Annotated in this window: 21 protein-coding genes; 11 read left to right on the top strand and 10 right to left on the bottom strand. The window is 64.6% G+C overall.

Going from position 1 to position 25,533, the window contains the following annotated elements; all coding sequences use genetic code 11:
* Positions 1 to 52: 52 nt before the first annotated feature.
* Positions 53 to 343, bottom strand: a complete 291-nt coding sequence (locus tag ACOYYX_RS07575; protein WP_422929323.1) for a hypothetical protein — start codon at positions 341 to 343, stop codon at positions 53 to 55.
* A 265-nt stretch (positions 344 to 608) separates the two neighbouring features.
* Here ACOYYX_RS07575 and ACOYYX_RS07570 point away from each other — a divergent pair, with 265 nt between their 5' ends.
* The 3 genes from ACOYYX_RS07570 to ACOYYX_RS07560 all read left to right on the top strand — a co-directional run bounded on the left by ACOYYX_RS07570 (position 609) and on the right by ACOYYX_RS07560 (position 4,049).
* Positions 609 to 1,556, top strand: a complete 948-nt coding sequence (locus ACOYYX_RS07570) for a tetratricopeptide repeat protein (RefSeq protein WP_422929322.1) — start codon at positions 609 to 611, stop codon at positions 1,554 to 1,556.
* A gap of 111 nt (positions 1,557 to 1,667) precedes the next feature.
* A complete protein-coding gene (locus ACOYYX_RS07565) occupies positions 1,668 to 2,243 on the top strand; it encodes a hypothetical protein (RefSeq protein WP_422929321.1) in 576 nt (191 codons plus the stop codon).
* A 171-nt stretch (positions 2,244 to 2,414) separates the two neighbouring features.
* Positions 2,415 to 4,049, top strand: coding sequence for a TolC family protein (locus ACOYYX_RS07560; RefSeq protein WP_422929320.1), 1,635 nt, complete (start codon positions 2,415 to 2,417; stop codon positions 4,047 to 4,049).
* A gap of 28 nt (positions 4,050 to 4,077) precedes the next feature.
* Here the strand turns inward: ACOYYX_RS07560 and ACOYYX_RS07555 are convergent, their stop codons facing one another.
* A complete protein-coding gene (locus ACOYYX_RS07555) occupies positions 4,078 to 4,593 on the bottom strand; it encodes a hypothetical protein (protein WP_422929319.1) in 516 nt (171 codons plus the stop codon).
* A 295-nt stretch (positions 4,594 to 4,888) separates the two neighbouring features.
* Between ACOYYX_RS07555 and ACOYYX_RS07550 the strand changes: the two genes are divergently transcribed.
* The 3 genes from ACOYYX_RS07550 (at position 4,889) to ACOYYX_RS07540 (ending at position 8,580) form a co-directional block, all read left to right on the top strand.
* Positions 4,889 to 5,194, top strand: coding sequence for a hypothetical protein (locus ACOYYX_RS07550; protein WP_422929318.1), 306 nt, complete (start codon positions 4,889 to 4,891; stop codon positions 5,192 to 5,194).
* An 812-nt stretch (positions 5,195 to 6,006) separates the two neighbouring features.
* Entirely contained in the window at positions 6,007 to 7,821 is a 1,815-nt protein-coding gene (locus ACOYYX_RS07545) for a diguanylate cyclase (protein WP_422929317.1), read from the top strand.
* A 132-nt stretch (positions 7,822 to 7,953) separates the two neighbouring features.
* Positions 7,954 to 8,580 (top strand): DUF6655 family protein, encoded by a 627-nt coding sequence (locus ACOYYX_RS07540; protein ID WP_422929316.1) that lies wholly within the window; start codon positions 7,954 to 7,956, stop codon positions 8,578 to 8,580.
* A gap of 39 nt (positions 8,581 to 8,619) precedes the next feature.
* Here ACOYYX_RS07540 and ACOYYX_RS07535 read toward each other — a convergent pair whose 3' ends face one another.
* Genes ACOYYX_RS07535 through ACOYYX_RS07525 form a run of 3 tightly spaced genes read right to left on the bottom strand, consistent with a single transcriptional unit; the run spans position 8,620 to position 10,089 of the window.
* Entirely contained in the window at positions 8,620 to 9,252 is a 633-nt protein-coding gene (locus tag ACOYYX_RS07535) for a hypothetical protein (protein ID WP_422929315.1), read from the bottom strand.
* Between the two features lie 48 nt (positions 9,253 to 9,300).
* Positions 9,301 to 9,693 carry a hypothetical protein gene (locus tag ACOYYX_RS07530; RefSeq protein ID WP_422929314.1) on the bottom strand — a complete coding sequence of 131 codons (393 nt, stop codon included), beginning with the start codon at positions 9,691 to 9,693 and terminating at the stop codon, positions 9,301 to 9,303.
* A 3-nt stretch (positions 9,694 to 9,696) separates the two neighbouring features.
* Entirely contained in the window at positions 9,697 to 10,089 is a 393-nt protein-coding gene (locus ACOYYX_RS07525) for a VOC family protein (RefSeq protein ID WP_422929313.1), read from the bottom strand.
* Positions 10,090 to 10,378: 289 nt separating this feature from the next.
* On the opposite strand from ACOYYX_RS07525, the gene ACOYYX_RS07520 reads away from it, so the two are divergent.
* Positions 10,379 to 10,936, top strand: coding sequence for a hypothetical protein (locus ACOYYX_RS07520; protein WP_422929312.1), 558 nt, complete (start codon positions 10,379 to 10,381; stop codon positions 10,934 to 10,936).
* 36 nt (positions 10,937 to 10,972) lie between these two features.
* Here the strand turns inward: ACOYYX_RS07520 and ACOYYX_RS07515 are convergent, their stop codons facing one another.
* Positions 10,973 to 12,157, bottom strand: a complete 1,185-nt coding sequence (locus ACOYYX_RS07515) for an FAD-dependent oxidoreductase (protein WP_422929311.1) — start codon at positions 12,155 to 12,157, stop codon at positions 10,973 to 10,975.
* A 108-nt stretch (positions 12,158 to 12,265) separates the two neighbouring features.
* Here ACOYYX_RS07515 and ACOYYX_RS07510 point away from each other — a divergent pair, with 108 nt between their 5' ends.
* Positions 12,266 to 12,715 carry a MarR family winged helix-turn-helix transcriptional regulator gene (locus ACOYYX_RS07510; RefSeq protein ID WP_422929310.1) on the top strand — a complete coding sequence of 150 codons (450 nt, stop codon included), beginning with the start codon at positions 12,266 to 12,268 and terminating at the stop codon, positions 12,713 to 12,715.
* Here ACOYYX_RS07510 and ACOYYX_RS07505 read toward each other — a convergent pair.
* Positions 12,712 to 15,780 (bottom strand): patatin-like phospholipase family protein, encoded by a 3,069-nt coding sequence (locus ACOYYX_RS07505; protein WP_422929309.1) that lies wholly within the window; start codon positions 15,778 to 15,780, stop codon positions 12,712 to 12,714. The genes ACOYYX_RS07510 and ACOYYX_RS07505 overlap by 4 nt on opposite strands.
* Positions 15,781 to 16,221: 441 nt before the next feature.
* On the opposite strand from ACOYYX_RS07505, the gene ACOYYX_RS07500 reads away from it, so the two are divergent.
* Both ACOYYX_RS07500 and ACOYYX_RS07495 read left to right on the top strand, forming a co-directional pair.
* Complete coding sequence (locus tag ACOYYX_RS07500; protein ID WP_422929308.1) at positions 16,222 to 17,262, top strand: DUF4434 domain-containing protein; 1,041 nt, start codon at positions 16,222 to 16,224, stop codon at positions 17,260 to 17,262.
* Positions 17,263 to 17,351: 89 nt separating this feature from the next.
* Positions 17,352 to 18,734, top strand: coding sequence for a hypothetical protein (locus ACOYYX_RS07495; protein WP_422929307.1), 1,383 nt, complete (start codon positions 17,352 to 17,354; stop codon positions 18,732 to 18,734).
* Positions 18,735 to 18,897: 163 nt separating this feature from the next.
* On the opposite strand, the gene ACOYYX_RS07490 is transcribed toward ACOYYX_RS07495, so the two are convergent.
* Positions 18,898 to 20,403, bottom strand: coding sequence for a hypothetical protein (locus tag ACOYYX_RS07490; protein WP_422929306.1), 1,506 nt, complete (start codon positions 20,401 to 20,403; stop codon positions 18,898 to 18,900).
* Positions 20,404 to 20,656: 253 nt separating this feature from the next.
* A protein-coding gene (locus ACOYYX_RS07485; RefSeq protein WP_422923185.1) for an IS3 family transposase occupies positions 20,657 to 21,782 on the bottom strand; the annotation gives its coding sequence in 2 pieces (ribosomal slippage) (positions 20,657 to 21,500 and positions 21,499 to 21,782; 1,128 coding nt in all).
* 352 nt (positions 21,783 to 22,134) lie between these two features.
* Between ACOYYX_RS07485 and ACOYYX_RS07480 the strand changes: the two genes are divergently transcribed.
* A complete protein-coding gene (locus ACOYYX_RS07480) occupies positions 22,135 to 23,244 on the top strand; it encodes a spore photoproduct lyase family protein (RefSeq protein WP_422931601.1) in 1,110 nt (369 codons plus the stop codon).
* Between the two features lie 159 nt (positions 23,245 to 23,403).
* Here the strand turns inward: ACOYYX_RS07480 and ACOYYX_RS07475 are convergent, their stop codons facing one another.
* The gene (locus ACOYYX_RS07475) at positions 23,404 to 24,270 is read right to left on the bottom strand and encodes a Calx-beta domain-containing protein (protein WP_422929305.1); all 867 of its coding nucleotides are present in this window, start codon (positions 24,268 to 24,270) and stop codon (positions 23,404 to 23,406) included.
* Between the last annotated feature and the right edge of the window lie 1,263 nt (positions 24,271 to 25,533).

The raw sequence follows: 25,533 nt of genomic DNA, 5'->3' as shown, positions 1-25,533 counted from the left end.
CCTGGTGTCGAGGCACATCGAGTGGCTCGTGGCGTGGGGATGCGGAGCGGGCTCAACTCCTCCTCCGCCTCGAGGACTTCCGGAGCAGGATCCCGCCGGCGACCGCGAGCACGCCCCCGAGGGCCCAGATGAGCATCATGACGCGTGCCATCGCCGCCGGGTTCGTCAACAGCTTGCTGCCGTCCGGCTGGACGTACACGTTCCTGGCCCCGAGCACGCGCTCTTCCCCGATCCAATAGATCACGATCCGCATGGCCGTCATCGAATACCAAACCAGGGACAAGGAACCCGCGACGCAGGCCACGCCGACGATGCCCAGCAGTACGCGAAGGAATGGACTCATGGGTTTCATCGAATCGGCTCGGGATTGCGTGCAAAAACATTGATGGAATCGACGTGGCGGCGGGTTTCATCATAGCAGGCTCGTGCAGAGCTTGCCCGCTCGGCGTTCGCGGCTTACCATCGATCCGGAGTTCGGCCGGGGTGAGCACGCGGTCGACCGAGGTTTTCATTCGTCCGATTCGCTCATGATGATTCTCCTCGCCCCGGCTGCGAGGTAATTCGAGGATCGCACGGCAAACGCCTCTCCACTCAAGGATCAAGAAGCCATGTTGCGATCGGCAGTGTTCGTCGCGGCCTTATCGTTATGCGGGCTGGCTTGCGCGTCGTCCTGGGCCCAGGGTGCGGATGAGGCGGATCGGCTCGACCGGCAGATCCTCCGATACTCCGAGAGGCTCCGAAAGGAGCCCTGGAATGTGGTCGACCGGGTCAACCGCGGGCACGCCTGGAAAGAGAAAGGAGAATATGACAAGGCTATCGCCGACTTCAATGTGGCCATCATCCTCCGCCCCTGGTCATCGAGGGCCTATTACGGACGCGGGAGCGCCTGGCAGGATCAGGGGCAGCACGACGCGGCGATTCGGGATTACTCCGAGGCCATCAGGCTCGACGGAGATGACCCCGCGTTTTATATGGATCGAGCCATATCCTGGTATGAGAAACACGAGGACCAGAAGTCCATCGCCGACTTCAACAGGGCGATCGAACTCGACCCCGACGATCCCGAGGCCTATTACAATCGCGCGAATGTCTGGCTCCGGCAGCATGACAATGACAAGGCCATCGCCGGCTATAGCGAGGCTCTCAAGCTCGATCCCGACCATTACCAGGCGCTGGTCAACCGGGGCGTCGTATTCAAGCGCAAGAAGGACTACCGCGAGGCGATCGGCGATCATCGCCGGGCCATCGCGGTGGACCCGGACGGATATATGCCGTATTACTATCTCGCCATGATCCTGGCCTGCTCTCCCGACGAGACGATCCGCGACGGCAAGACGGCCGTGAAGCATGCCACTCGCGCATGCGAACTCACGGGTTGGGACAACCCCATGACCCTCGGCGTCCTCGCCGCGGCCCACGCCGAGGCGGGAGACTTCGCCAAGGCCATCGAGTCTCAACGAAAGGCGAACGCCCTCTTCGACGACCCCGACGATCGACGAGATGGCGAGGAGCAGCTCAAGCTTTACAAGAACAGGAAGCCTCGCCGCCTGGGATGAACGGGCAGTCTTCGCCCTCGACTGCCGGTGCGGCGCCCGGGATCGAGCGCACTGAGGCTCCCCGCGCGGTTGACCGCCGAAGTTGGATGGCCCAGACGGAGGCAACGTCCCTTGGCCTCGCAACGAGTGACGATCACGAAGATGGGCGGGATCGCGGCGGATTTCGCCCTGACGCGCCTCCGAGCCTGGGCCGAGGCCCGCAACACCGACGACCCCGACGAGTGGGGCGTCGACCAGTGGCCGGCCGACATCCGGCTCCAGGTCGACGACTTCGCCGAGCGGCTTCGCGCCAACGCCGTGCGGCCCCCGGTCGTCTACTTCGTCGAATGGTCGGATCCGTGGTCGATGGGTGATATTTACACCCGTTGGCTGACGCCTCCCGGGAGCCGGGGGCCGCTCCAGATCTACGGCAATCGCTTCCAGGTCTTCGCCTATGCCCTCCCAGACCGCGGCCGCCTCGATCGCTACCTGGCCCGCGCCGGCGGGCAGTGGGCCGACGAGTATGACCTCTACGTCGTCAGGCTGCGCGAAGCCGTCAAAGCGTGGAAATCCCTGGTCGATGGCGGCGTCATCATCGTGCTGCGAGAAGTCCTCGGCGGCCTCGTCACCGATGAGGAATTGGCGGAATCTCTCGCCGATCTTCCGGAGTGGCTGAAGTCAACGTCGGAACATTCTTCGAAACAATGATCGACGATCATGAGTTTATCTTCACGTGGAGATCGGTCTCCGATCGGAGTTATCGACGAAGCCGGCCCTCGCAGATGCGATGATCCTCGGGATTATGCTGGATTGGAGGGGTGGCGCGGACCGATAGAAGAGGATAGGGACTGGAGCGTCATCAGGACGAGCCGATCCGGGATGATCCTCGAAGGATTCGGCGGGGGTGGAGTGGGGCGAACGACTTGCTACCTTCGCTGGGCGGGGCTGGGAGGGCTCCTGCTGGTCGCCACGGCGACGGCCGCGCAGGATCCGGGGACGCCCTCGTCGGGGAAGTTGATCGAGCGGCCGGATTTGGGCCCGATGCCGGGGTCGCTCGACCCCGTGATGCCGACGTCGCCGGGGGCGCTGCAGCAGGCGCCGTCGTCGCTCAGCACGGGGATCATCGGCGGGAGCCGCAGGGGGCTCGGGAGGATCCCGAGGCCGGGGGCGCGCGGGTTCTCCAGGTCGGGCGTCCAGGGGCCGGCGGCATTGCCCGACCCGCTGCCTGGGCTCGCGCCCCCGAACGAGAAGGACGACGCCCCCGCGGGGGACGTCGGCGACCTCGTGGATGATGACGGGCCCGCCGACGGCATGAGCCTCGACCAGGCCATCGAGCGGATGCGCGTCGCCAACCTCGACGTCCTGGCGATCCAGTACGAGCTGCCTCAGGCCCAGGCCGACATCCTCACGGCGGGGCTCCGCAACAACCCCCTGATCTACGGCGACGCCCAGTTCATCCCCTATGGCGCGTTCAACCAGCAGCGGCCCGGCGGGCCGACGCAGTATGACGTGAACATCACCTATCCTCTCGACGTCTCGCGCAAGCGGAAGTCGAGGGTCGAGGTCGCCTGCGCGGCCAAGCGGGTGCTCGAGGCCCAGTTCCAGGACGTGGCCCGGCGCCAGATCAGCAACCTCTATCGGGCCTTCGTCGACCTCCAGTCGGCGCGGATCAGCCTGCTCGCCCTCGAGCGGATGGTGGGGAGCGAGGACCGGTTGCTCGAGCGGATCCACCGGAGAGGCCTGCCGAAGAAGCCGACCCCTTATGAGGACGACCGCCTGATCATCGAGCTGGGGGAGAGCCGGGCCGGGCTCGACGACGCCCGCGACGCCCTGGCCGACGCCCAGGAGGCCCTCGCCCTCCTACTGTCCCTCCCCGAGGAGCAGGTCGCCGGGCTGCACCTCAAAGGGCGCCTGAGGCTGCCGGCGCCCCCCCTGCCCCCGCTCGAGGAGCTGATCAGAGACGCCAAGGCCTACCGCCCCGACCTGAACGCCGCGAGGCTCGGGATCCGTCGCGCCGACTCGGAGATCCGCCTGGCCAGGGCGAACCGACTCGACGACGTGTATTTATTCTACGACCCGTTCAGCTATCAGGACAATCACCCGTTCCAGTCGCTCAGCGGCAAGTCGTGGGGCGTGGGCCTGACGGTCCCCCTGCCGGTATTCAACCGCAACCAGGGGAACATCGCCAAGGCCAGGTCGAACCACTCCCAGTCGCAGGTCGAATGCGCGGCGCTCGAGCGTCGGGTCGCGGCCGAGGTCCGGCAGGCCTATCGCGAGTTCGCCGCGGCGAAGCAGGCGCTCGAGCTCGTGGAGCGGACCGTGCTGGGCCGGGCCCGCGACGCGCGCAAGCGGGCGCTCGAGGGCCTGAAGTCGGGGGAGTTGGAGGTCGGCGACTACCTCGACCACCTCAAGGACGACGCCGACTCCTCGCGGATGTACCGGGACGCCGTGCTCCGCTACAGGCGCAGCATGCTCGACCTGAATACGGCCGTCGGGGCGAGGATCATGCCCTGAGGGCCGGAGCCTCCTGAGGCGGGCCGGTTCAGTCCATCCTCAACGCCTCGGCGGTCCGGAGGGCGACGGCCATCGCGGTCTCCCTCTCGACGCCGGTCGGGTAGCGTTGCGCATCTTCGACGATGTCGGCGAGGACGAGGGAGAGCGACCTGTCGATCGCGACGTCGAGGTCAGGGGGGGCGTCCTCGTCGAGCAGGGCGATCCTGACTTCCGCCTGCAAACATCTCTCGATAATTCGATATCTGGATTCGTCGACCAGCACGTTGGGGGTGCAGCCCGGCCCCTCCTCCGAGGCCTCGGCCCAAGACCGCAGGTAGCGGCTCGCCGTGCGCTGGGCGATCGCGACGGTGGTCTCCGCGGCGAAGCCGTCGCCTCCGACCGATTCCTCCACGATCCCCCTGAGCACCTCGCGATAGACGGCCCCGGGATCCCCCCGCGTCCCGTCCCTGGGCAGCATGTCCGCGAGATCCGCGATCACTGAGATTCGAATCCGATGATAGGCGGCATCCGTCTCCACCACCACGTCAGGCACTCCTGGACTCATGGTGAGGCCCCTCCGATATTACACTGGCGTTGACGACGACGAAGTAAGGACATGAGACGCCGTCTGTCCGGTGCGGCATCTCCGACCCCGTGGACTCAATCCGGCGGGCGATGTACCGAGACTCTGCCACGCGGGTAGATTGTCGCCCTTCTTTATTGCGTTAGTTAAGAAGCCAAATAGTTCATGCGTAGGAATTAAGCAAGCCGCGGGCCGTTCCTCGTTTTTCCGGTAGGATTCGCGGTCTGCCCGGTTCCGACCGCCGCACTCACGTGTCAATACGCGACGACCGGGCTTCGTGACCATCAAATTTAAGCCGGATGAGGAACGGCCATCCGGCTCGCCTCACCCGATCAAAATCCGCAATTTCTCCGGCGTCTGCGCTCAGCATGTCGTTGATGAGCTGAAACTTATGGCGACTCGCTCGATTCCCACTAGGGTGCTCTCCATCCACGTCGATCGCCAGCGATGTGCCGCGACCCTGCCGGGCTCGCCTCGAGTGATGCTGATCGCCCTTGAAACACGGGATCCCGTTGCGCCGCACACAAACCCCTCAACCGCCAACAGCGAAGTGCCTATTATCCGTGCTTTGGCTTCGCGATGACATCATCGTGTCACACCTTTCCCATGATGACACTGGCGTGTCACAGGCAGGCAGGGTATTCACCGCAGGCATGCTGCCGTCGAAGCGTCTCGGCGCGGAATTAGCAACCACAATCGCGAGAAAGTCTTTGCCCGCAGGAATTGGACAGGAATAGAACTGGCGATCCGAGGCATGCAGGAAGCGGGCGAGGGTCGTTCGTGCCGACCGAAGGCGATAAATGTCTAAAAATTTTGGATTTTGAATCAACCCATGTCACGAATCCGATCTAAACTTCCTACTAAGTGACGACAAAGCGGGCTCGAGCATATTGCCCCCGCGTTGGAACCTCTCCAAACCTTAGGGCTATGCCTCCTCTCGCCAAAGTCCGAGACCGATGGTGGGCCGAGGCTCGGTTGCCGGTGGGGAGACGGGGATCAGGGTGTGAAATCGTGGAAAAACGGCCTTCTCCAGTCCTCTAGCCCACTCTTGTAATCCGGATGTCGCATCATGCGACACCGATTTCTCTACTGCGGGAAGCATAAAGATAGTCTCGGGAATCCAGAATTGCATGGGCTGAGGATTTCCCGGAAGGCCATCATCGGAGGGGATGAAAGCGCGATCCCCGGCCATGAATGATCGTTTCTGGGCCGAGTCCAGGCCCGGGCCATGCAGTCCTCGACGGATTCGGCCTTGGGGGTGACATTCCGCCGGCCGTCTCTCGCTCCGGTCGCTCATGCGGGGCCGAATCAATCCCCGGCCATCGGGGCCGGGAGCATCGCTTGATATCGTCACGACGAATCTCGCTGCCTCCCCCCACTGCAGGAATGCTAATGATGGTATCCCCCGACGAAGAGCTCGAGCGACTGGCCGCGCTCCGAAGATATGGAGTCCTCGACACCGAGTCCGAAGCCGCCTTCGATGACATAGGACGTCTCGCCGCTTATCTTTGCAATACTCCGATAGCGATGATTAGCCTCGTCGACGGCGATCGCGTCTGGTTCAAGGCTCGACACGGATCGGGGATCGAGCAGACGCCTCGCGTGGGCTCCTTCTGCTCCCGGGCAATCCTCGGCGATGGAGTCTTCATGGTCCCCGACGCCGGGGTCGACTCCCGGTTCGAAGCCCATCCGCTGGTGGCGGGCGAGCCGGGTGTCCGGTTCTATGCCGGGGCCACTCTCGTCGATGCCGGGGGGCATCGGCTGGGGACCCTCTGCGTCATGGACCTCAGGCCCCGGGAACTGGACCCTCGCCAGGTCGAGATGCTCGAGGCCCTGGGGCGCCAGGTCGTCGCCCTGCTCGCGCCCCGCGTGGCGAGGATCACCGAGGGGGAGGCGTGCGCTTCACGTGTGCGCGAGGCGGAGATCCAATCGCTCAATCGCGAGCTGGAGATTGCCTACGACGCGACCATCGAAGGCTGGGCCAAGGCCCTGGACCTCCGCGACAAGGAGACCGAGGGGCACACCCGCCGCGTCACCGAGATGAGCCTCCGCCTGGCCCGCGCCCTGGGGATCGGCGGGCAGGACCTGGTCCACATCAGGCGAGGGGCCCTGCTGCACGACATCGGCAAGCTCGGGGTGCCGGACGCGGTCCTGCTCAAGGCGGGCGAGTTGACCGAGGACGAGTGGGCCATCATGCGGAGGCACCCGAGCAATGCCCGCGACTGGCTTGAGTCCATCCCCGTCCTGCGGCGGGCCCTCGAGATCCCGTATAGCCACCACGAGAAGTGGGACGGCACGGGCTATCCCGAAGGCCTCGCCGGCGAGGCGATCCCGCTCGCGGCCAGGCTCTTCGCCGCCGTGGACATCTGGGATGCGCTCCGCTCGGACCGCCCCTACCGGGCCGCCTGGACCGACGAACGCGTGCGCAGTCACCTGCGGTCGCTGGCCGGCTCGCACCTGGATCCGGCCGTCGTCGCGGTCTTCCTGCGCGTCCTCGAGGACGGCTCGGCCCGGATCGAGACCCCGGCGACGTCGGCGAGACCCGAGACCGCCGAGGTCATCGCGAAGGTCCCGGCCCGGAGTCCCGAGGTCCGGCCGCGAGTTATGCCGCAGGCCGAAGGCCCTCCTCGCGCGAGAAAGCGCGGGCTCGCGGGCCAGTTGGAGCTCTGGCGGCGGAACTCCCGGCTCGCCGAGCTCGTCAACACGGACAGCCTGACCGGCCTCAGGAACCGTCGCTACTTCCACCAGGTCTTGCAGTCGAGCTTCAACGACTGCGTGCGGGAAGGACGCCCCCTGACCCTGATCCTGTTCGACCTGGACGGGTTCAAGGCGTACAACGACCGCCACGGGCATTCGGCCGGAGACGAGGTCCTCCGCGAGCTGGCGAACCTGCTCCGCCATCAGATCGGTCCCGACGACGTGGTCGCGAGATACGGCGGCGAGGAGTTCGCCGCCCTCTTGCACTGGGGCGACGCCAGGGACGGCCTGGGCTGGGTCGAGACCCTCCGGGCGAGGATGCTGGAGCACCGCTGGCCCCGGACGCCCGTGACCGCGAGCTTCGGCCTCTCGACCCTGACGCCCGACACCCACACGTCCACGATGCTGATCGAGCAGGCCGACCACGCCATGTTCGCCGCGAAGCGCCTCGGTCGAGACCGGGTCGTCCGCCACGAAGACTTTTCGATCTCCAGGATCGAGAGTTTCTGGTGAGCCCCGGCCCCTCTCCGCCTTGCAAGGGATGGCCAGGACCAGACGCGGTGACGGAATGCCATTCAATCTCGAGGGCCGATTGTACCGATAATAGGGAAGGAACTCGTAGTCGCGGCGGGGAGGGAGAGTCCCTTGAGACGGTTGGCGAGCCTGGCGATTCTCGCGCTGGCGATGACCGCGGACGGTTGCGCCAGCGTCACGACCAAGATCACGGGCACGTCGCGGAGCGGCAGCGAGGAACTGCTACTCACCGGCGTCGCCGACAGGGTCATCGCGTCGCTCAGTTTCGGGCCGCTGGCGGGTCGGCGCGTCTTCCTCGACACCTCGCAGGTCAGCGCCCCGGACGCCTCCTGGATCATCTTCAGCCTGCGTCGCGAGATGGCCCGGCAAGGGCTCCTGCTCCAGTCGGAGAAGAAGGACGCGCAAACGATCGTCGAGGCGTCGGTCGCCGCCTACGCCACGGACGAGGTCGACTGCCAGTTCTCGCTCCCCCTCTCGATCCCGTCGAACCCCCTGGTCCCCCTGCCCGTCGCCTCGATCGGGGCGAACACGAGCGCCTTGACCCGCAAGAACCGGCAAGACGCCGTGGTGAAGCTCGCCCTCTTCGCTTACGACGCGACCACCAGGCAGCTCGTCTGGGAGTCGAACACGCTCATGGACACGGGCTACCTCGATCGCCGCTACCTCGGCACGGCCAACTACTACCGCCGCAGCACCCAGCCCGAGCTGGAGAGCTATACGCCCCGCCGCGCCTGGTGACGAGCCGACGGTCAGGTCGCCGCAATGAGGCGGCTCGACCTATCGCGTCGAGCCGCCCCCGAGCCGGCCGATGAGCGCCTCGACCAGGCCGTCGATCCCCGCCTCGCCCTCGTCGAAGCCGTCGGGGAGCTGGATCTCCTCGGCGGGGTCGTCATCGCCGAGGGGGGCGAAGGCCCGCCAGTTCTCGAGCATCTCGAGTCGCGCCGCGACGACCCCCCTCCCCTCCTCGTAGAGCTCGGCGAGCTTCGAGAACACGGCCGTCGACTCGAAGAAGCCGAAGTCGTTGGAGAGGTTCGCGAAGTTCACCTCGAAGTAGTCCCGCCCGCAGTCGATCGAGACATTCGCCGCGCGAAAATCCGTCGTCTTGATGACCTTGAAGAACTCCTCTTCTCCCCACTTGTTGATCCGAGGTTTCGACGTCCTCTTCTTCTTCCGCACCGTGTACGACAAGAGGGCGACGAATGACGGGGAGGAGTCGAACCCGACGACCTCGGCCTGCTTCGGGTTCCCCGGCCTCGGATCGGCCGCCGGGATGACGACGACCCTGCCATCGGGCGCGGCGATCCGCACCGCGTGCTCGCCATCGGCGAGGAGGATGTTCGACAGGCCGTCGAGCACGACCGAGGCCGAGGCCAACGGGAAAAAGAGCCGGTAGCTGATGTCGAGCGACATACGCCTGATCCCTCCGACGTCGAACCGCAGGGGCCCGCGGACCTTGCCTCAGAGTTCTTTCACCCCGGCCCCCTTGGACTCCGGCGCGATGACGATCATCCGGATCGCCTTCGCGCGGACGAGGAATCGGCTCCCCGCCTCGTCCTCGAGGATGACCATGCCGTTGAGCTCATGAGGCAGGTGGTACTTGGTGCTTTCCGAGCTCATGTAGCCGAGGAAGCGGACGCGCTCGAATGTCTTGGTTCCCGTCATGTAGACCGTCGCCCAGGTATCCTCCTTCAAGACGCCGCGGACGGTGAGCGGCTCGGGCTCGCCGCGAGGGTTCGAGATCCAGGCCAGGACCCTGTAGAAGAGGGTCAGCAACATGATGGCGAGCGCGATGCAGAGGACGCCCACGCCGAAGGTGCTGAACGTATCCACGGCCAGCGAGTTCATGTCCATGCCTCACGAATCTTGCGGCACGCCCTCGCGACGCTGGGCGACGTGCCAGAGGACCCCCGCGGGGTCGAAGAGATACGCGACGCGGAGCCCCCAGGGCTGCATGGCCGGAGGCCTCGGCGGTTGGACGCCGAAGCGCCCCGCGAGGTCCAGCGACTCGAGATGCGACCACCACGCGTCGAGGTCGTCCACCATCAGGCTCATCATCGTGTTGCCGGCCCAGTCTTCCTGATAGAAGCGCTGGAGGATGAACCCGCCCGACCCGACGTTGAAGATCGCGACTTCCCCATCGGACACCTTCTCGAAGCCGATCGCTTCGTAGAAGCGTCTGGACGTCTCGAAATCGCGCGTGGGTAGGAAAGGCCGCAGCCGCTCGGTCCCCATCGGTATCTTCGCCATGCTTCGAAGGCCCTCGCGACGAAACGTCGATCCCCGCATCGGTCCCGCGTGAGTATTCTGCCGATTGACGTGCCGCGATGCCAGGCGGACCGTTCCTCCGGCGGACGAGGCTCCATCGGCCGCGCCGATGGCCGGGGCCGAAAGATCCGACGCGCGACCGTGTCCCCTCGCCTCGCCTAGGAGTTACGCCGGGAGGACGCGGGATCCTCGCGACGGCCGCTCCTTGATCGGGGACGGACTCGCGTCGAGCCCGCCAATCGTTTCGAAGACCAGGCCGCGAGGACGAGCCATGCCCGACGACGCACCGACGCTGTCCATCTCCACCGTGACCGCCACGATCCACGCCCCCGCCGAGCGGGTCGACATCGCCGACTGGCTCGATAACCTCGTCGACGCCGAGTATCAACGCTGCTCGACCGCCCACATCGCCGCGGGCGTCACGAAGTCGGACGATGGCCAACCGATGTCGATCAACGTCGAGATGATCGGCGAAGCCCTGGTCGTGCAGCATTACGTCCACGAACGGCGCGAACCGCTGCATTGCCGCCTCGTCTCCCTCTCCGACACGATCACGAAGAACGGCCGCACCCGCGTGAAGGTGGTCTGGGAGCTGAAAGCCCGCCGCATCGACGAGTCGACGTGCGAATACACCAATCACATCCATTCCTATGCAACGCCGGAATTCCTCGATTTCCTCGAGGCCCACGGCACCACCCTCGAGCAGGCCGCCGCCGCCCGCCAGCAGGCCTCCGACTCCCACAACAGGGAGGAGACCCCCAACTTCGCCAGGAGCCTCGAACGTGCCGCGCAGGCGAGGGCCTCGGCGCTCGCCGTGGGCGATTCCTGAGGCGTCCCCGGCGCGTCAATCGGCCGGTGCGCCTCGTCAGGCTCCGGCCTCCTGCGAGCCGATGTTGGGGACGAGGTCGCCGCCGCCGATAACCTGCCGGACATGCTCGAGCGAGATGGCCAGGTCGTCGTGCGAGAGGACCGTCGCCACGGCCTCGGCCGCGTGTTGAGCCGAGTCGACGACCCGCTCGAACATCTCGGCCTCGTACGCCCTGACCGCCTCGCGCCAGTCGTCCCCCTCCCCCTCCGTGAGATGCCGGGCGAGTTCCGCCGCGTCGAAGAGGGCGTTGTTCACGCCGTCGCCGCCGAACGGCGACATCACGTGCGCGGCGTCGCCGAGCAGCGTCACCCCCACCCGATTCGCCCAGCGGTGCCCGACCGGCAGGGCATAGAGCGAGCGAGGGACCACATGATCGTTCCCGGCCCGGAATAGATCCAGGATCTCATCGGACCAGCCCTCGAATTGCTCCAGGAGCCCGGCGAGAACGGCGGCAGGCCTCGAGAAGTTGAATTTGCGGACGGCCCAATCCTCGGGAACGCGGAAGATCGCGTAAACTCGAACGTGTGAATCCCCATTACGCTGGGCGATGATGGCTTTGGCGTCCCCGAGGGCGTCCATCTTGCCGCGGCCGACGAGCCGAGCCAGCCCCGGGTGGCGAGAGTCCACGTCGTCGATGCCGAACTCGACGAACGTCACGCCCGTGTATTGCGGCCGATAGGGTGAGACCAGCGGACGCACCCTCGACCAGGTCCCGTCCGCGCCCACGACGAGGTCGAAGGGCCCGGCCTCGCCCTGTTCGAATGCCAGGTCATAGGTCCCGTCGTCTCTCGGCCGCACCTCCTTCAGCGCGTGGCTCCATCGAACCCGGTCGGCCGGGAGCGACCCGAGCAGGATGTCTCGAAGCGCCGTCCTATCCACCTCCGGGCGGTCGCCCGCCTGGCCCGACTCCTCGAACACGACCCGCCCGTGCTTGTCGAGGAGCCTGGTCCCCTGGTCCTCATAGCGGGCGACCCGCAGGAATTCCTCGGTCAGTCCACCTCGCGCCAGGGCGATCTGCCCGGAATCGCCGTGGATGTCGAGCGTCCCCCCTTGCGGCCTCGCGAGGGCATGCTCCTCCCGCTCGAACACCTCCGCGACGACCCCTCGCGTCTCGAGGATCCGGGCGAGCATCAGCCCCCCCGGCCCGCCTCCGACGATCGCAATGCGTGGCATAGCCCCCACGTCGCCACCTCCCCTCCGAAGCCCGACCGCGATTTCCATAGCACGCTATGCAATTAGATAGCCGGCTATGCACTTGCCGGTCAAGGCCGGGTTTGGGACAATCGCGAGATGAACTGGCTCCCACTCAACACGCCCGGCCACCTGATCGGACGCGCGGCGCGGCTCTTGACGCGCCTGGCGGACGCGAGGCTCAAGGCCCTCGGGGTCGCGGGCGGACAGATCCCGGTCCTGGTCGCGCTGCAGGACGGCTCGGAGATGTCTCAGTCCGCTCTCGTGCAGTTCGCCCGGGTGGAGCAGCCGACGATGGCGGCCACCCTCTCGAGGATGGAGCGCGACGGCCTGATCCGCCGCCGCCCCGACCCCGACGACCGTCGCGGCAGCCTCGTCAGCCTGACCCCCGAGGCCATCGAGCGCCTCCCCCGCGTGCGCGCCGCCCTCTCCGGCCTCGCCCGCGAGGTCCTCGAAGGCTTCGACGGCGCCGAGAAGGAGCTCCTCGTCGGCCTGACGCAACGGATGATCGCGAACATGGAGAAGATCGTCACGCGCGACGAATCCTAGGACTTATCCTTTTCCCACCATCGTTTGAGGTTGATCATCCTCTCATAATTCCGAAGCTGTTCCAATCGCTTCAGGCGGATGTCGCGCTCGGGGCCCGGGGGATAGCACAAATAGCCCTTTTTCCGCATCTCGTCCTTCTTGGCCTCGTCGAGTTGCTGATATTTGGCGTCGTCGGTCATCATGGTGAAGACCTGGCCGTGGAGGGTCTGGATCATGTTGCGGCGGTTGATGGGATCGGCCCAGCGCGAGCCCTTGGGCGGGTCGCCGGGGATGGCGCGGGCGGTCGCTTCCATCTCGGCGCGAGCCAGATACCACGACATCGAGACCTCGCGGAAGGGCCGATTGTTCGGCTTCCCACTCTCGAGGTTGCTCAATTCGGACCAGAAGTCGTCGGGGTCGAGGGAGACCCTCGCCGAGTTCTCGAAGATGACGGTGGTGAAGAAGGCCTCGGGATGCTCGGGTCGGATCGGCTTCCCGGCCTCGTCCTTGCCGAAGTCCCAGTTGTACGAGTCGAGCCCCATGATCTCCCCGTCGTTGCGGAACGAGGCCGTGGTGTAGCGGGCCTTGGAGAAGGCGTCGACCGGGCTCGTGAAGAACTGGAACCCCCGGCCGATCGACTCCGCCATGCCCGGCGGCGTGTCGTCGATGTCCATCCGGTCGCGGACGCTCGAGGAGTCGCGGATCTGGACCAGCAGCACGCCCGAGGTGTTCAGCGCCAGCCAGTTGCGATTGCGGTGGATCCAGGCGGCCGCGACCTGCACGCCGTAGTTGTCGTAATAGCCGGCGTCGACCATCCTCCGAGGGGGATCCGTCGGCAGGTTGACCGCCGGAGAGACGAAGGGGAACGACGCGCTCATGCGTACGGCCGTCGATATGAACAGGTCCCGGTGCTCCGGCTCGCGGAAGATCCGGAAGTATTCCAGGCTCGAGAGCGACGTCCGGCTGCGTTCCGTCCCGTCGCGGCCGTTATCTGTGGCGAACTGGTCGGGGTTGATCTGCCGACTCGCGGCCTCGGCCAGCGGCGACGAGGCGTAGGCCTTGCCGTCGCGCTCGTAGCTCAGGCTGAGGTCCAGGTTGCTGATGAGCAGACGCCGGCCGTCCTCGACCATCATCGGCGAGAAGATGATCGACGGGATCTTACCCTGCTCCTCCAGCGGGGCGAGCTCGGCGAAGGGATAGCGCAGGACGGTCCAGTCCTTCTCGAGTATGACCCCGCGGTCCTCCGGCACGAAGCCCGGCCAGGCGGCCTTCCAGACCTCCGAGACGGCGATGCCCCAGGCCAATGGATCCATGCTCCGCAGCGGCAGGTCGAAGCGGATCCAGTCCGGCAGGAGCGACGAGGGGCTGGGCTGGAGCGACGGATCCGAGGGATTCAACGACTTACGCTCGGTGGACTTCCCCTCGGCCACGCCCCGGCGGTACGTCACGTAACAGGCCGCGCCGAGCATCCCGCCCGAGGCCCCGCTGATGATCCGGACGCGGCGCCCGAAGCTGCCGAGGCTCCGCTCGAGCTGGTCGAGCACCACCGACGTCCAGTAGGCCGAGCGCGTGGCCCCGCCGCTGACGACGACCAGGACGAGCTTGGGGCGGGACTTCGCATCGACGTCCGCCTCACCGGCGCGGCTCCCCGCCTTCCAGGCGTCGAGGGCGGCGAGGTCGGACACCAGCTTCACGGGGGTCCGGTCGGTACCGGGGCCGCCGACCTGGCCGTTGTACGTCGACGCGACCCGGCTCCGCAACGAGACGACGTTGCCCTTGTCATATCCGAGATTCTCGAATCGATTCTTGAAAGGATCATGATTCGCGATCCCGAACCAGGCGACGAGCGACAGGATCGCGACGGCCTGCCTCGAGCGCGGCTGCGAGGCGATCGCCGAGTAGCCCATGGCCAGGACCGCCAGCAGCGCGCAGATGGCGAACGCCGGCGAAGGGTCGAACACCTGGAACCCCAGCGGGGAATCCGGGCCGAGGATCCCGGTGCTCCGGAGGTGCCGCGCGAGCCCGAAGAGGGCGAACGTCCCGAGGAACATGGCCGCGAAGACCAGCACCTCGAGCCTCTGGAGGGTCCTCGCCCGGCAATCGGCCAGCCTGGCGGTCGAGCCGTCCGGGTCGCCGCGGAGGCACCCCGGGCCGTCGCAACGCCCAGCCCCGGAGTTCGGGCAGGCCGCCCCCGGCGGGACCGTCGAGGCCGCCGCCTGCCCCGCCCTCAGGTCCTCGCCCCACCCCGGTCGATGGAGGAAGGTGCTGCAACGGATGAAGACTTTGATGATGAGGACACCCGCCTGAATGCCCAGGAGCCAGGAGGCGAGGCCCAGCAAGTAGCCCCCGAGGTTGCGCGAGACGTCATAGGTCGGCGGTTGCTCGATGTGCATGAGCTTCTCAAGCCCGAGCTTCCCGGTCGGGGCCGCGTGGGGTACCTCGTTGAAGACCGCGGGCAGGAGCGCGGGGGTGAGGAGTAGGAGCAGGAACGGCCCTCGGGCCACCCGGAGGAATCGCTGGAGCCTCTGCGAGTTCTCCCGATTCGGCTCGAGGAAAGGTTGGAGGGGCGTGATCGAGATCGGATCCCAGACGAGGTTCAATCCGAAGTTGACATAATTCCACCAACGCAAGCGTTTGCCCGTCTGCGCCTGGTCGACGGGCCTGGCCTTGATGACCGGCAGGCGCCTCGAGTACCAGCCTTCGAGCCGGGCCTTGATCTGCTCGTCGGGCTCGAGGAATGCCTTGGTCTTCCTCTCCGTCGCCCATGGGCTCGGGTCGAGGTAATACGCGATGATCCCCACCACGGTGAGCAGCATCGTCGCCCCCATCGAGGAGAACGACCGCGACAGGAAGTCGTCATGCCAGAACAGATAAGGGATGCCGAGCCCCGCCCCCAGCAGGCCGAAGACCATGAGGAAGAGCGCCGCCAGGATGAGCGTGAGGCCCACGTAATTGACGACGAAACGCCAGAGCTCCGCCCGAAATTGCCAATAAAACCAGAGGATAAACAGCAGGACCGGCAGCACGGCCGCCCACTGGAGCCAATCCACCCACTCGATGATCTTGTGATTTATTTCATGAGCCATTTCCGTGACACCTTATCGAAGAGTGAATCGAACCAACATAGTCCCACGCTGATGCCCTGGACCTTGTTCCGCGTCTCCATGCCAGTAAGGCCATCCCGAGATCCTCGCAACGAATCCCGTAAGCGGGTCGCGAGACGGAGTGCGTAGGGCCCCTCGAAACGCGGCGATGATGTCGCTCATAACAACTCAGCCCAGCAGGGCTTTGCAATCAAAAAATGTCCGTGACAATAAAGTATCGAAATGTCAAATTTTTGTGGATCAACGCGGCTGCGTCACACGTCTGCATGTGGCCATCCAAGGCGTATCAAACGGATGGGCAAGGCAGTCGTCGATGTGAAAGACCGCGGTTGGGCCGGTGACCGACCTTGCCCAGGGCCTCGCAACGGGAGATGATGGCGCCATCCCCTCCGCGGCACAACATTTCATACGAAGGTGGATGCCATGTTCGCGCTCATTGCATCGCTGGCCGTCGTCGCGGCGGCGCCGATCCCCGATCGGTTCGCCGGCGGATTCATCCAACTCGACATGAGCAACGCTCATGACCCGAGCTCGCGGCTCGTGCAGAAGGAATGGGGGCAGGTCCTCGCCGCCATGCGGAAGGCCGAGATGACGACCGTGATCATCCAGCGCCTCGCCTATCGCCAGGAGGACAACGGGGTCGATAAGGAGTTCGACGTACTCCGCCCCGGGGAGCCCGACGACGCCGCCGAGGCGATCCTGGCCGAGGCCGACAGGCGAGGCATGAGCGTCTTCCTCGGGCTCTGGGAGGCCGGCCTCAGCGACGAGGCCTTCGCGGATGACTCGTTCCTGAAGGATGCCGAGGCGAGGTCATCCGCCCTGCTCGAGAGGATCAAGGCGCACCCGGCCTACACCCGGCACGCGTCATTCGGCGGCTGGTATCTGCCCGTCGAGACCTGGAACTTCAAGGAGACGGGATCCGAGACGCAACGGATCCGCGACTGTTATCTCGCGCCCCTGGCCCGTAAATGCAAGGACGTCGCCGACAGGCCCGTCGCCTTCTCGTGTTACTTCAATCCCGACGTTTCGAAGTACGCGAACCCGGCCAGGACGGCGACAACGTATGCCAACGTGCTCAAGGACATCAAGGTTGATATCATCCTGCCGCAGGACGGGATCGGCGCGTTCGGGCACTCGGCCGGCGATTGCAAGGCCTACTTCAAGGCCTACAAGGATGCCTGCGGCGCGAGCGGGGTGAAGCCCTGGGCCGTCCTGGAATGCTTCACCCGCGGCGTCGACGGGGCGGGCTTCCCCTGCCGCGCCCCGAGGCTCGTCGGCCAGTTCGATAACGCGCACGGCCTGGCCGAGGCCTTCATCGCATTCGACTTCTTCCACTACATGAACCCGAACGCGTACAATTGGGCGAGCGGCGAGGAGATCGAGACCCTGTGCGCCGGCGGCAGCGCGGCGTGTCGTAAGTGCCTGTTCGACGGGTATCTGAGGCTGATCACGACCGGGCCATGATCGTCCGGGATCACCTTCGGCTCCTTGAAGGCGTGAGTTCGAGGGAGCCGGGCAGGCGGCGGGAAAACTCTTGCGGAGGCGAGCCGAAGATGGCGGCCGGGACCTCGGAGTCGGAGCAGCCTCGGGATATCCGCAGGCCGCGCAGGCGGCGACGATGGGCGCTGGCCGCGTTAATCGTCGCCTGGCTGGCGTATATCGGGGTCGCGGCCTGGCGTATACGGGACCTCGGCGACCTGCCGGACATCGGCGTCCCCTTCGACATGGCCGCGGTGGGCGGGCCGATCCGCATCGCCGACGAGGACAACGCCTTCGTCGCCTACGCCGAGGCGGCGTCCAGGCTGAGCCAGGATCCGGCCCACGAGTCCACACGAACTCGCATGTTCGTATCAGTCGTCGAAGGCAATCCGTCGCCCCCGGCCTGGTCGTCGGCCCCCGACGAACTGCGCCGGTACGTGGAGGCGAACCGCGAAGCCTTGGCGATCTGGCGAGCCGGGAGCGGGCGTCGCGACGGGCTCTATCACCAGCCGGGCGACCTCACGTTCGACTCGACCATGAGCCTGATCCCGGATGCCGTCGTCATGTCGGCGCTGGCGGCCCTCGAGGGCTCGAGGCTTGAGGAGGCCGGCGAGCGTGAGGCGGCCTGGGACTGGTACCGGGCGATACTCCGTTGCAGCCGACTCGTCGGCCGCCACGGCAACCTCCTCCAGCGCGACCACGGCGCGAGGATTCATGCGTTCGCCTCAAACCGCATCGTGCGGTGGGCGGCCGACGAGAGCCTCGGGGCCGTGCCGCTGCGCAAGGCCCTCCGCGACGTGCAGGAGGCCGACGCCCTGACCCCGCGCGTCTCCGAGGCCGTCAAGATCGACGCACTCGCGAGCGAGCATTCCCTGGCGAGCACGAAGAGCTTCGAGTCGATCCTCAGATCCTTCGGCCGGAGCCCGCCGCTCCTCGGTGGACGTAAGGACGGCGCAATCGATCGGCTCGTCCCCTGGGGTGGGCCTCGGCTCGCCGCCCAGCGGGTCCGGCGCGAGGCCGGTCGGGAGTTGGAGCGGAGCCGCCGCGTCTTCCGCCTGCTTTGCGCCAACTGGCTCGCCCAGGCGGACCGCCCTCCGTCGCGTCAGGCCCCGCTCGCGACGCGGGCCCCGATCTGGATTCATGCCGACGACCCCACGGCTCCCCCCTCCGCCCGCGCCATCAGCCCGCGAGCCCTGGCCGATGCCATCGATGGGCTCGATCTCAGCTTCCTGCTCGCCTCTGCGAACAGACCCGCCGAACCGCTCTGGGCCGCCGGGGGAGCGTTGGGCAAGGAGCGTCGGCGTCGCTCGGCCCTGATCATACGCCTTGCCGCCGAGGTCTATCTACGCGAGCAAGGAACTGCGCCGACCGATGCCGGAGCACTCCTCGGCAAGGTCCTCGAGACCCTGCCCGAAGGCATCGCCCCGGCCGATCCGATCCCGACCGCTTTGGACTGACTCTCGAACTTCGGGGAGGATGCTCCGGATGGGACCTCCCTGCCCCGTCCGGTCATGACTCGCCACACATCATCAGCTCGCGAGCCGGAGTGAGTCTACGAGTCCGATCGACCCGCCGCGGCACGACCCCGGCCGAGCCATCGACGAACCGGCGAACACATCATCACGGATGCACGTTTTCGCCGGACTTGTCCTTCCAAGGGATCGCACGCCCGCCGATGGTGGCGAAGTCGACCTTGAGGTGGTGGAACCGCGGGTCTTGCTTGCCGAGGATGCTGAACGTCCCCACGGCATTCGGCTCGAGCGGGTCGGGCGTGACGAGGCCGACCTCGGTGGTGACGAGCCTCCCGGCCCGGTCCTCGACGGTGACCGTGACCTTGATCGTCTCGTAAGGCTGATCGCTCAGGTTCCTCACCCGGCCGTCGAGGTTATAGTATTTCCCGAAGTCCGGCACTTTCAGCACGATGTCCGTCAGCGTGAGTTGCCCACCAACGTCCTTCGCCACGGCCTTCTTCTTTTTCTTCGGCTCGGCCACCTTGGGCATCGCGGACGCTGGGTCCTCGATCTTGGGGACGGGCGTGAATGACCAACCTAACTTCTCATCGATGATGGCAAGACGCTGCTTGACTGTTTCGGCCGCGACAAGATTGTCGACAACGTGCTCCAAATTCTTCATGCCATCTCGTTGTGCCGCCTTGATAGCATCTCGAAACAGGCTGTCAGCCTTCTCCGGATCTTGCTGGCATCCCCATCCCTTCAAATAGCAGCAACCGAGCTGCACCAGATGCATTGCCAATCCCGACTTTGCCGCCTCCTTACAATAGTTAAAGCTAACCTTTCCGTCGGGCTTTGTCCCAAGAATAGATTCAAGCCGCGTTGCGAGGCCCAGGACGCCGGCGGCCTCTAAATTGCCAGCCTTGAACGCTTTGCGAAGACAATCCAAGCGAGCCCGTTCAATTTGGATCGTGTCCAAAAGAGTCGACTCTGCTACAATGTCTTTTTCAAGCTCTAACGCAACTCTGCTGTAGGCCATCATTCCATCAACAGAGCCTTCATTGGCTGCATTCAAATAGAGTCGGGATGCCTCTTTGCGATCCTTCGTCACGTGCACCCCTTTAAGGTAGCAGTCACCGAGCCCAACCATGCCCAAAGGGTCTCCAGCATCGGCGGCCTTCTTGTACCAAGAATACGCCTTTTCCATGTCTTTAGAGGTCCCATTTCCCTCCTCGTAGCATACAGCGACCTTAAAGAAAGCCGGCACATAATTCTGCTTGGCCGCCTTCATGTACCATGAAAAAGCGAGATCGTCATCCGCGTTAACACCAGTTCCCCACGAATAAGCATCTCCCAATCCCACGGCGTAAATCGGATCCCTATCTGCCTGACTCTTAATCTGTGGGATTACAGATTTTTCCAGTCCCATCCTCAATGAAGGATCGAATGAGGTCACACCCGATTGCCTGAATTCTACGGAATCAGCACTCACGAGGCGCGCCAGAAATAATCTGCACAATGGTTCATCCGATCCTCGGGCCAGATCGACTGCATCGCGAAGACATCCGAGGTTGCATAGCTCTTGAACCTTGGAGTAGTTATCAGTGTCACCTGCAAACGCCCTCGATGCCGACAAGAATAAGCATGCAAAAATTGCCAACACATTCAGTCGCATTGTTTTCGGCCTCATCGACGAAATCTCTTCTATGTAGGGCAAATTCTCGACTGTCAATGCTGGAACGGATCTTGCCCAGGATATCCCGAAGGATGTGCCCCGACGCACATCTGGACACTAATCTAGCATTCGACCCGCCAGCTCACAAGTTCCACTCTCCGAAGAACTTTTCACATTCTTCCGAACGATCACTGCCGGTGAGGTGGACCCCATTGTCTAGACCAAAAAACGGCGATCCTTCGCTACTGTCCAATCAGGCCGTCGTGGCTCTGTCCGCTCGGTAGACCGTCCCTGGAGTCCGGTACCCCAGGGATTCGTGGAGCCGATCCTCGTTATAGAAGCCGAAGTATCGCCTCAACCCTCGCTGCAGCTCCGGCACCGTCTCGTAGCCTTGGATGTAAATATCTTCGTATTTCACGGTCCTCCAGAGCCGTTCGACGAACACGTTATCCAATGCCCTGCCGCGTCCATCCATGCTCACGGCTATCCCGGCCGCCTCAAGCCTCCCGGTGAACGCCTCGGCCGTGAACTGGACCCCTTGGTCCGTGTTGAACACCTCGGGCTTCCCCGACCTCAAGGCATCTTCCAACATCTCCAGGCAGAAGGAGCCGTCCAGCGTGTTCGACAGCCGCCAGCCGATCACGTACCGGCTGTACCAGTCGATCACCGCCGCCAGGTACATGAACCCTCCACTCATCGGCACATAAGTGATGTCCGTGCTCCACACGTGGTCCGCTCGCCGGGCTTTGACACCTCGCAAGAGATAAGGGTAGATCTTATGGCCTCTCCCGGCCTGACTCAGCCTGGGCTTGGCATAGATCGCTTCCAGGCCCATCTTCCGCATCAGGCGCTGTACTCGCTTCCGATTGACCTCCTCACCTCGTTGTTCCAGCCAGGCGGTCATCTTGCGGCTGCCGTAGAACGGGCATGCCGTATATTGCTCGTCGATCAACCGCATCAGGCGCAGGTCCTCGGGCGACTCACCCGCAGGTCGGTAGTAGAGGCTCGATCGGCTCAGCCCCAGCAACTCGCACTGGCGGCGCACGCTCAACCGGGGATGATCCGGCTCGATCAAGGGCCTTCGGTCCTCAACTGAATGGGGCGACTTTTTTTTTCAGCCACTCGAGTTCCATCTTGAGGCGCCCGATCTGTTCGAAGAGTTCGGCCTGGCGTGCCTCGGCGTCAGCCGAGGCCGCCTTGGCCGGACTCCCGAAGACCTCCTCGGCACTGCTGATGAGCTGCTTCTTCCAGCCATGGATCGATGTGGGATGGACGCCATAGTGGCCGGCCAACTCGTTGATCGTGCGGTCTCCCTTGAGGGCCGCCAGGGCGACTTGAGCCTTGAACGCCGCCGTGTGGACTTGCCGCTTCCTCGCCATCCGTCCTCCTCCTCAGACCCGTCTGAGTAGCTTAACAGATGGTCCAGTTTTCGGGGTCCACCATACACTGCCGGTCTCTATGCCTGATCGCGAACTCCTCCCACCGACTCGTTACGATCCCACCAACCAATGTTTTGAGCTGAGATCGTTGACGCAAATCAACGTTTACAGAATCCTTTGTGGCATCGGACCGACAAGGTCCTGAAACTGCAGGGAATCTTTCTTTCGGTTGGTGTTGGATCGATCTCCGGCCGATTCTTTTTAATTTGGGTTCTCTGCGATCGCAGGGATTGAACTTGCCGGAAGGATCGTGTGAACCTCCGCTGCATTGGTGTGGAAGAGAGGCATGGCCATGCAAGGGCTGCTCGACTTCGGCCGCGGTGGCCCGAGTAAACCGGTCAAGGTCCCGGGGCTCCTGGATGTCAGGACGATTTACGCCGAGCGTGCGGCGGTCGAGTCCGAGGTCGGGCGGGACGTACTCGAGAGGTTCCCCGAGGCCAGGGTCGAGATCGTCGAGGGGCACTGGAAGATCCCGGGGCTGTTCGGGAACGAGGGGAACGTCGAGAGCTGGAACCGGATCAAGAGCTCGGTGCTCGTGCTGGGCCTGAAGAAGGGGCTCGAGTTCATCAGGAACGGGCGCTCGGCCGACTTCATCGCGCCGAGCACGGCGAACGGCTGTGTTATGTCGTGCGCCTATTGCTACGTGCCCAGGAACAAGGGGTACGCGAACCCCATCACGGTCTTCGTCAACATCGACGCGATCTGCGGGGCCATCGCGCGACATGCCAGGAAGCTCGGCCCGAAGACGGAGCCGAATCAGGTCGACGAGTCGTGCTGGGTCTACGACATCGGGTGCAACAGCGATTGCTCGGTGGACTCCCTGATCAGCGATAACGTGTCTTCACTCGTCGACCTTTTCAAGAGAATCCCCGACGGCAAGGCGAGCTTCGCCACGAAGTACGTGAACCGCGAACTCCTCGAACTCGACCCGCAGGAGAAGACGCGGATCCGGTTCAGCCTGATGCCGGCTTCTAAGGCGAAGTTGCTGGACGTGAGGACCTCCCCGATCGCCGACAGGATCGCGGCGATCGACGACTTCGTCGCCGCCGGATATGAGGTCCAGCTCAACTTCTCGCCCGTGGTCATCTATGAAGGCTGGCAGGAGGAGTATGCCGAGCTGTTCGAGCTGGTCGACGCAGGGATCGGCGAGAGGGCCAGGCGGCAGCTCGCCTGCGAGGTGATCTTCCTCACGCACAACGAGGGGCTCCACGAGATCAACCTCGGCTGGCATCCGAAGGCCGAGGAGCTCCTCTGGACGCCCCGCAACCAGGAGCCGAAAGTCTCGGAGCGTGGCGGCATCAATCTGAGATACAAGCACGGCTTCAAGGGGCGGATGGTCGCCGAGTTCTGCGACCTCCTGAAGGAGAAGCTACCCTATTGCCAAATCAGGTATGCTTTCTGATGCCGCACGACGACGAGATGAGGCGCCCCACGTTCATCGCGCCCGCTTGCCGGTCCTGACGTGGAGAAGATCAATGCATGGGCGCGCGAAACGGCCTCGGTCGGGGGATCGCCCCCCTTCCTGAGGCCGCTGGCTTATCGAGTTCCGGTGCCGCGTTGATCAGGCCGTGGCCGTGTCGTTGATGTTGGCGTTCGCGACGAACGTCGACAGGTAGGCGTTGGCCGCCGTGGAGATGTACATGCTGAACGTCTGGGTTCCGCTGGCCGCCGGGTCGTTGACGGTCGGGACCGAGATGGTCGCCGAGGTCTGGCCGGCCGGGATGGTCGCGATACCCGCCGTTCCCACGTAGCGCGAGGTCGACGCCGTGCCCGGGACGGTCGTGTAGCGGACCGAGACGTCGCGGGTCGTGGCCGACGAGAGGGTCAGCGTGAAGGTCGCAGCGCTGCCCTCGGTCACGGTCGAGCCCGAGACGCTCAACGTCGGGCGGGCGGTCACCGGGAGCCGGTTATCGCGGATCACGATGCGGGAGAAGGGGGCGTGCCCCGACGCGTCGTTCTGGAGCGTCGCGTTGGTGGCCGAGGTCAGGTTGACGTTGTAGACCACGTCGGTGCCGGGGCCCGGGCGGAGGACCTTCGTCCGGATCACGCCGTACAGCGAATTCTTGGGGATGATCAGGGTCCCCTGCTTCGGGACGAACTCGCGCAGCGGCCCCGAGTCGTTGGCGGTCACCGCGGAGGTGTTGTACTGCAGGGCGATCCGGTTCGTGGAGGCGGTCGACAGCGTGACGTAGCTCATCACCGTGGCGCCCTTGCCCGACCGGCCCAGCAGGACCGTGCCGTCCGTGATGGAGACGGCGGGCGTATCCGCGGCGGCGTGGACCTGGGCTCGCGCACCGCCATTGGCGACGGCCACGTGCGCCGCGACGCCGGGCGAGGCGGACGGCACGACGCGGGTCTCCAAGGCCTCCGGCTGGAACCCGGGGCGGAACTGAGTATTGCGACGACGGACGGTGATCCCTGGTGCCATTCGAGTAGCCCCGTGCATGCAACAGTTATAGTCGGCTCGACCCATGTTGGGATGCAAACGACGCAGCGACACCCCTGCGAAGAATTATAGATCTGGCAGGTGCTAACGTCATTCGTTGATGTACGCGTAAGGCGCATCTCATGCCAAAGTACCCAGCCCGCTCAAGTTCCGCAAGCCACAGAGTCGCACACAACGAATTCGGTCGTGCCAGATCCAGCCATTACGATCGCGACAGCGCGAACGCTCACAAGTTGACCTCGAAGGTCAATTAGCCGATTTAATGATCGGGACATGCCTACGATCCAAACGTCATGGCAGGTTCAAGGCCTGGATCATCCAGTCGAAAATTTTTTGCGCAAGGGAGCATTTCTTGGCTCCACGGCGATTCCCAGGCCCTCGAGAAATCGGCCAATCCCGGATGCAGGCACCAGGTTGCCCAGCAATGAGCATGTTCTAATAATTTCGGACTGAAATTCATGACTCTCGTTGACCCCTCGAGCCGCCCATCCCGGTGAAAACCTGCTCGGTCGGGCCACACGCAGGTGGGCTCCTATCCTGCATGCGGTTCAGGAATCTCCTTCATTGCATGGATGATGCGCAGTAAACCATTCGGAAGCGCCGCCGAGACGCACCTTCGGCCCCGAAGTCTGCGGGGCAAGAAAGCCTCTTTGCAGCCTAATTAGACCTATTTGCCCGAGGGGCCTGGCCGATTATCAAGAATGGGACTAGCGTATCCATGCATCCCGTGATGACGTCCCGCCTCAATGCTTGCGAGCCTGCGTCCGAAATGCCACTCGTGCTTGACGCTCGCCTCTGGGGCATCGCTTGTTGAGCCATGTGTCAAAGTGCTCACGTCCGCCGGGACGCCCTTGACGGGAAGTGGTCGAGGGAGCCGGCGTCGATGGTGCGGGATTTCCCTTCGTGGTCTTCGTGATGTATTAGGCGAGTCATCGTTTGAACGAACATGGCTCTCGTGCTCGATGATCGACTTGAAGGGCTCGATCGCCCCCGCTCCGACCTCACATCTTGGCGCTAAGATCTGCCAGGGATACCACCGACCGCTAACGCGAAAAGGCCGCCGGGCAAGGACTGCCCGGCGGCCTCGGGTGGCCCGAGCTTGACACCACCTGATATCGACAAGCTCGAACTCGATAGGAGTCTATCATCCGCAAGCCCCGCGTGTGATGCAATCCGATGCGCGTCCCTCTCGGCCTCGTGGCCGGCCGACGCAAAGTGCTGCCCCCCGGGCAATCCGCTTCCAGC

Source organism: Singulisphaera chitinilytica, assembly GCF_049331405.1.
Lineage (GTDB): Bacteria > Planctomycetota > Planctomycetia > Isosphaerales > Isosphaeraceae > PoT.
Note: the sequence above shows the minus strand (reverse complement) of the source record. Positions and strands in the feature narration are given on the sequence as shown.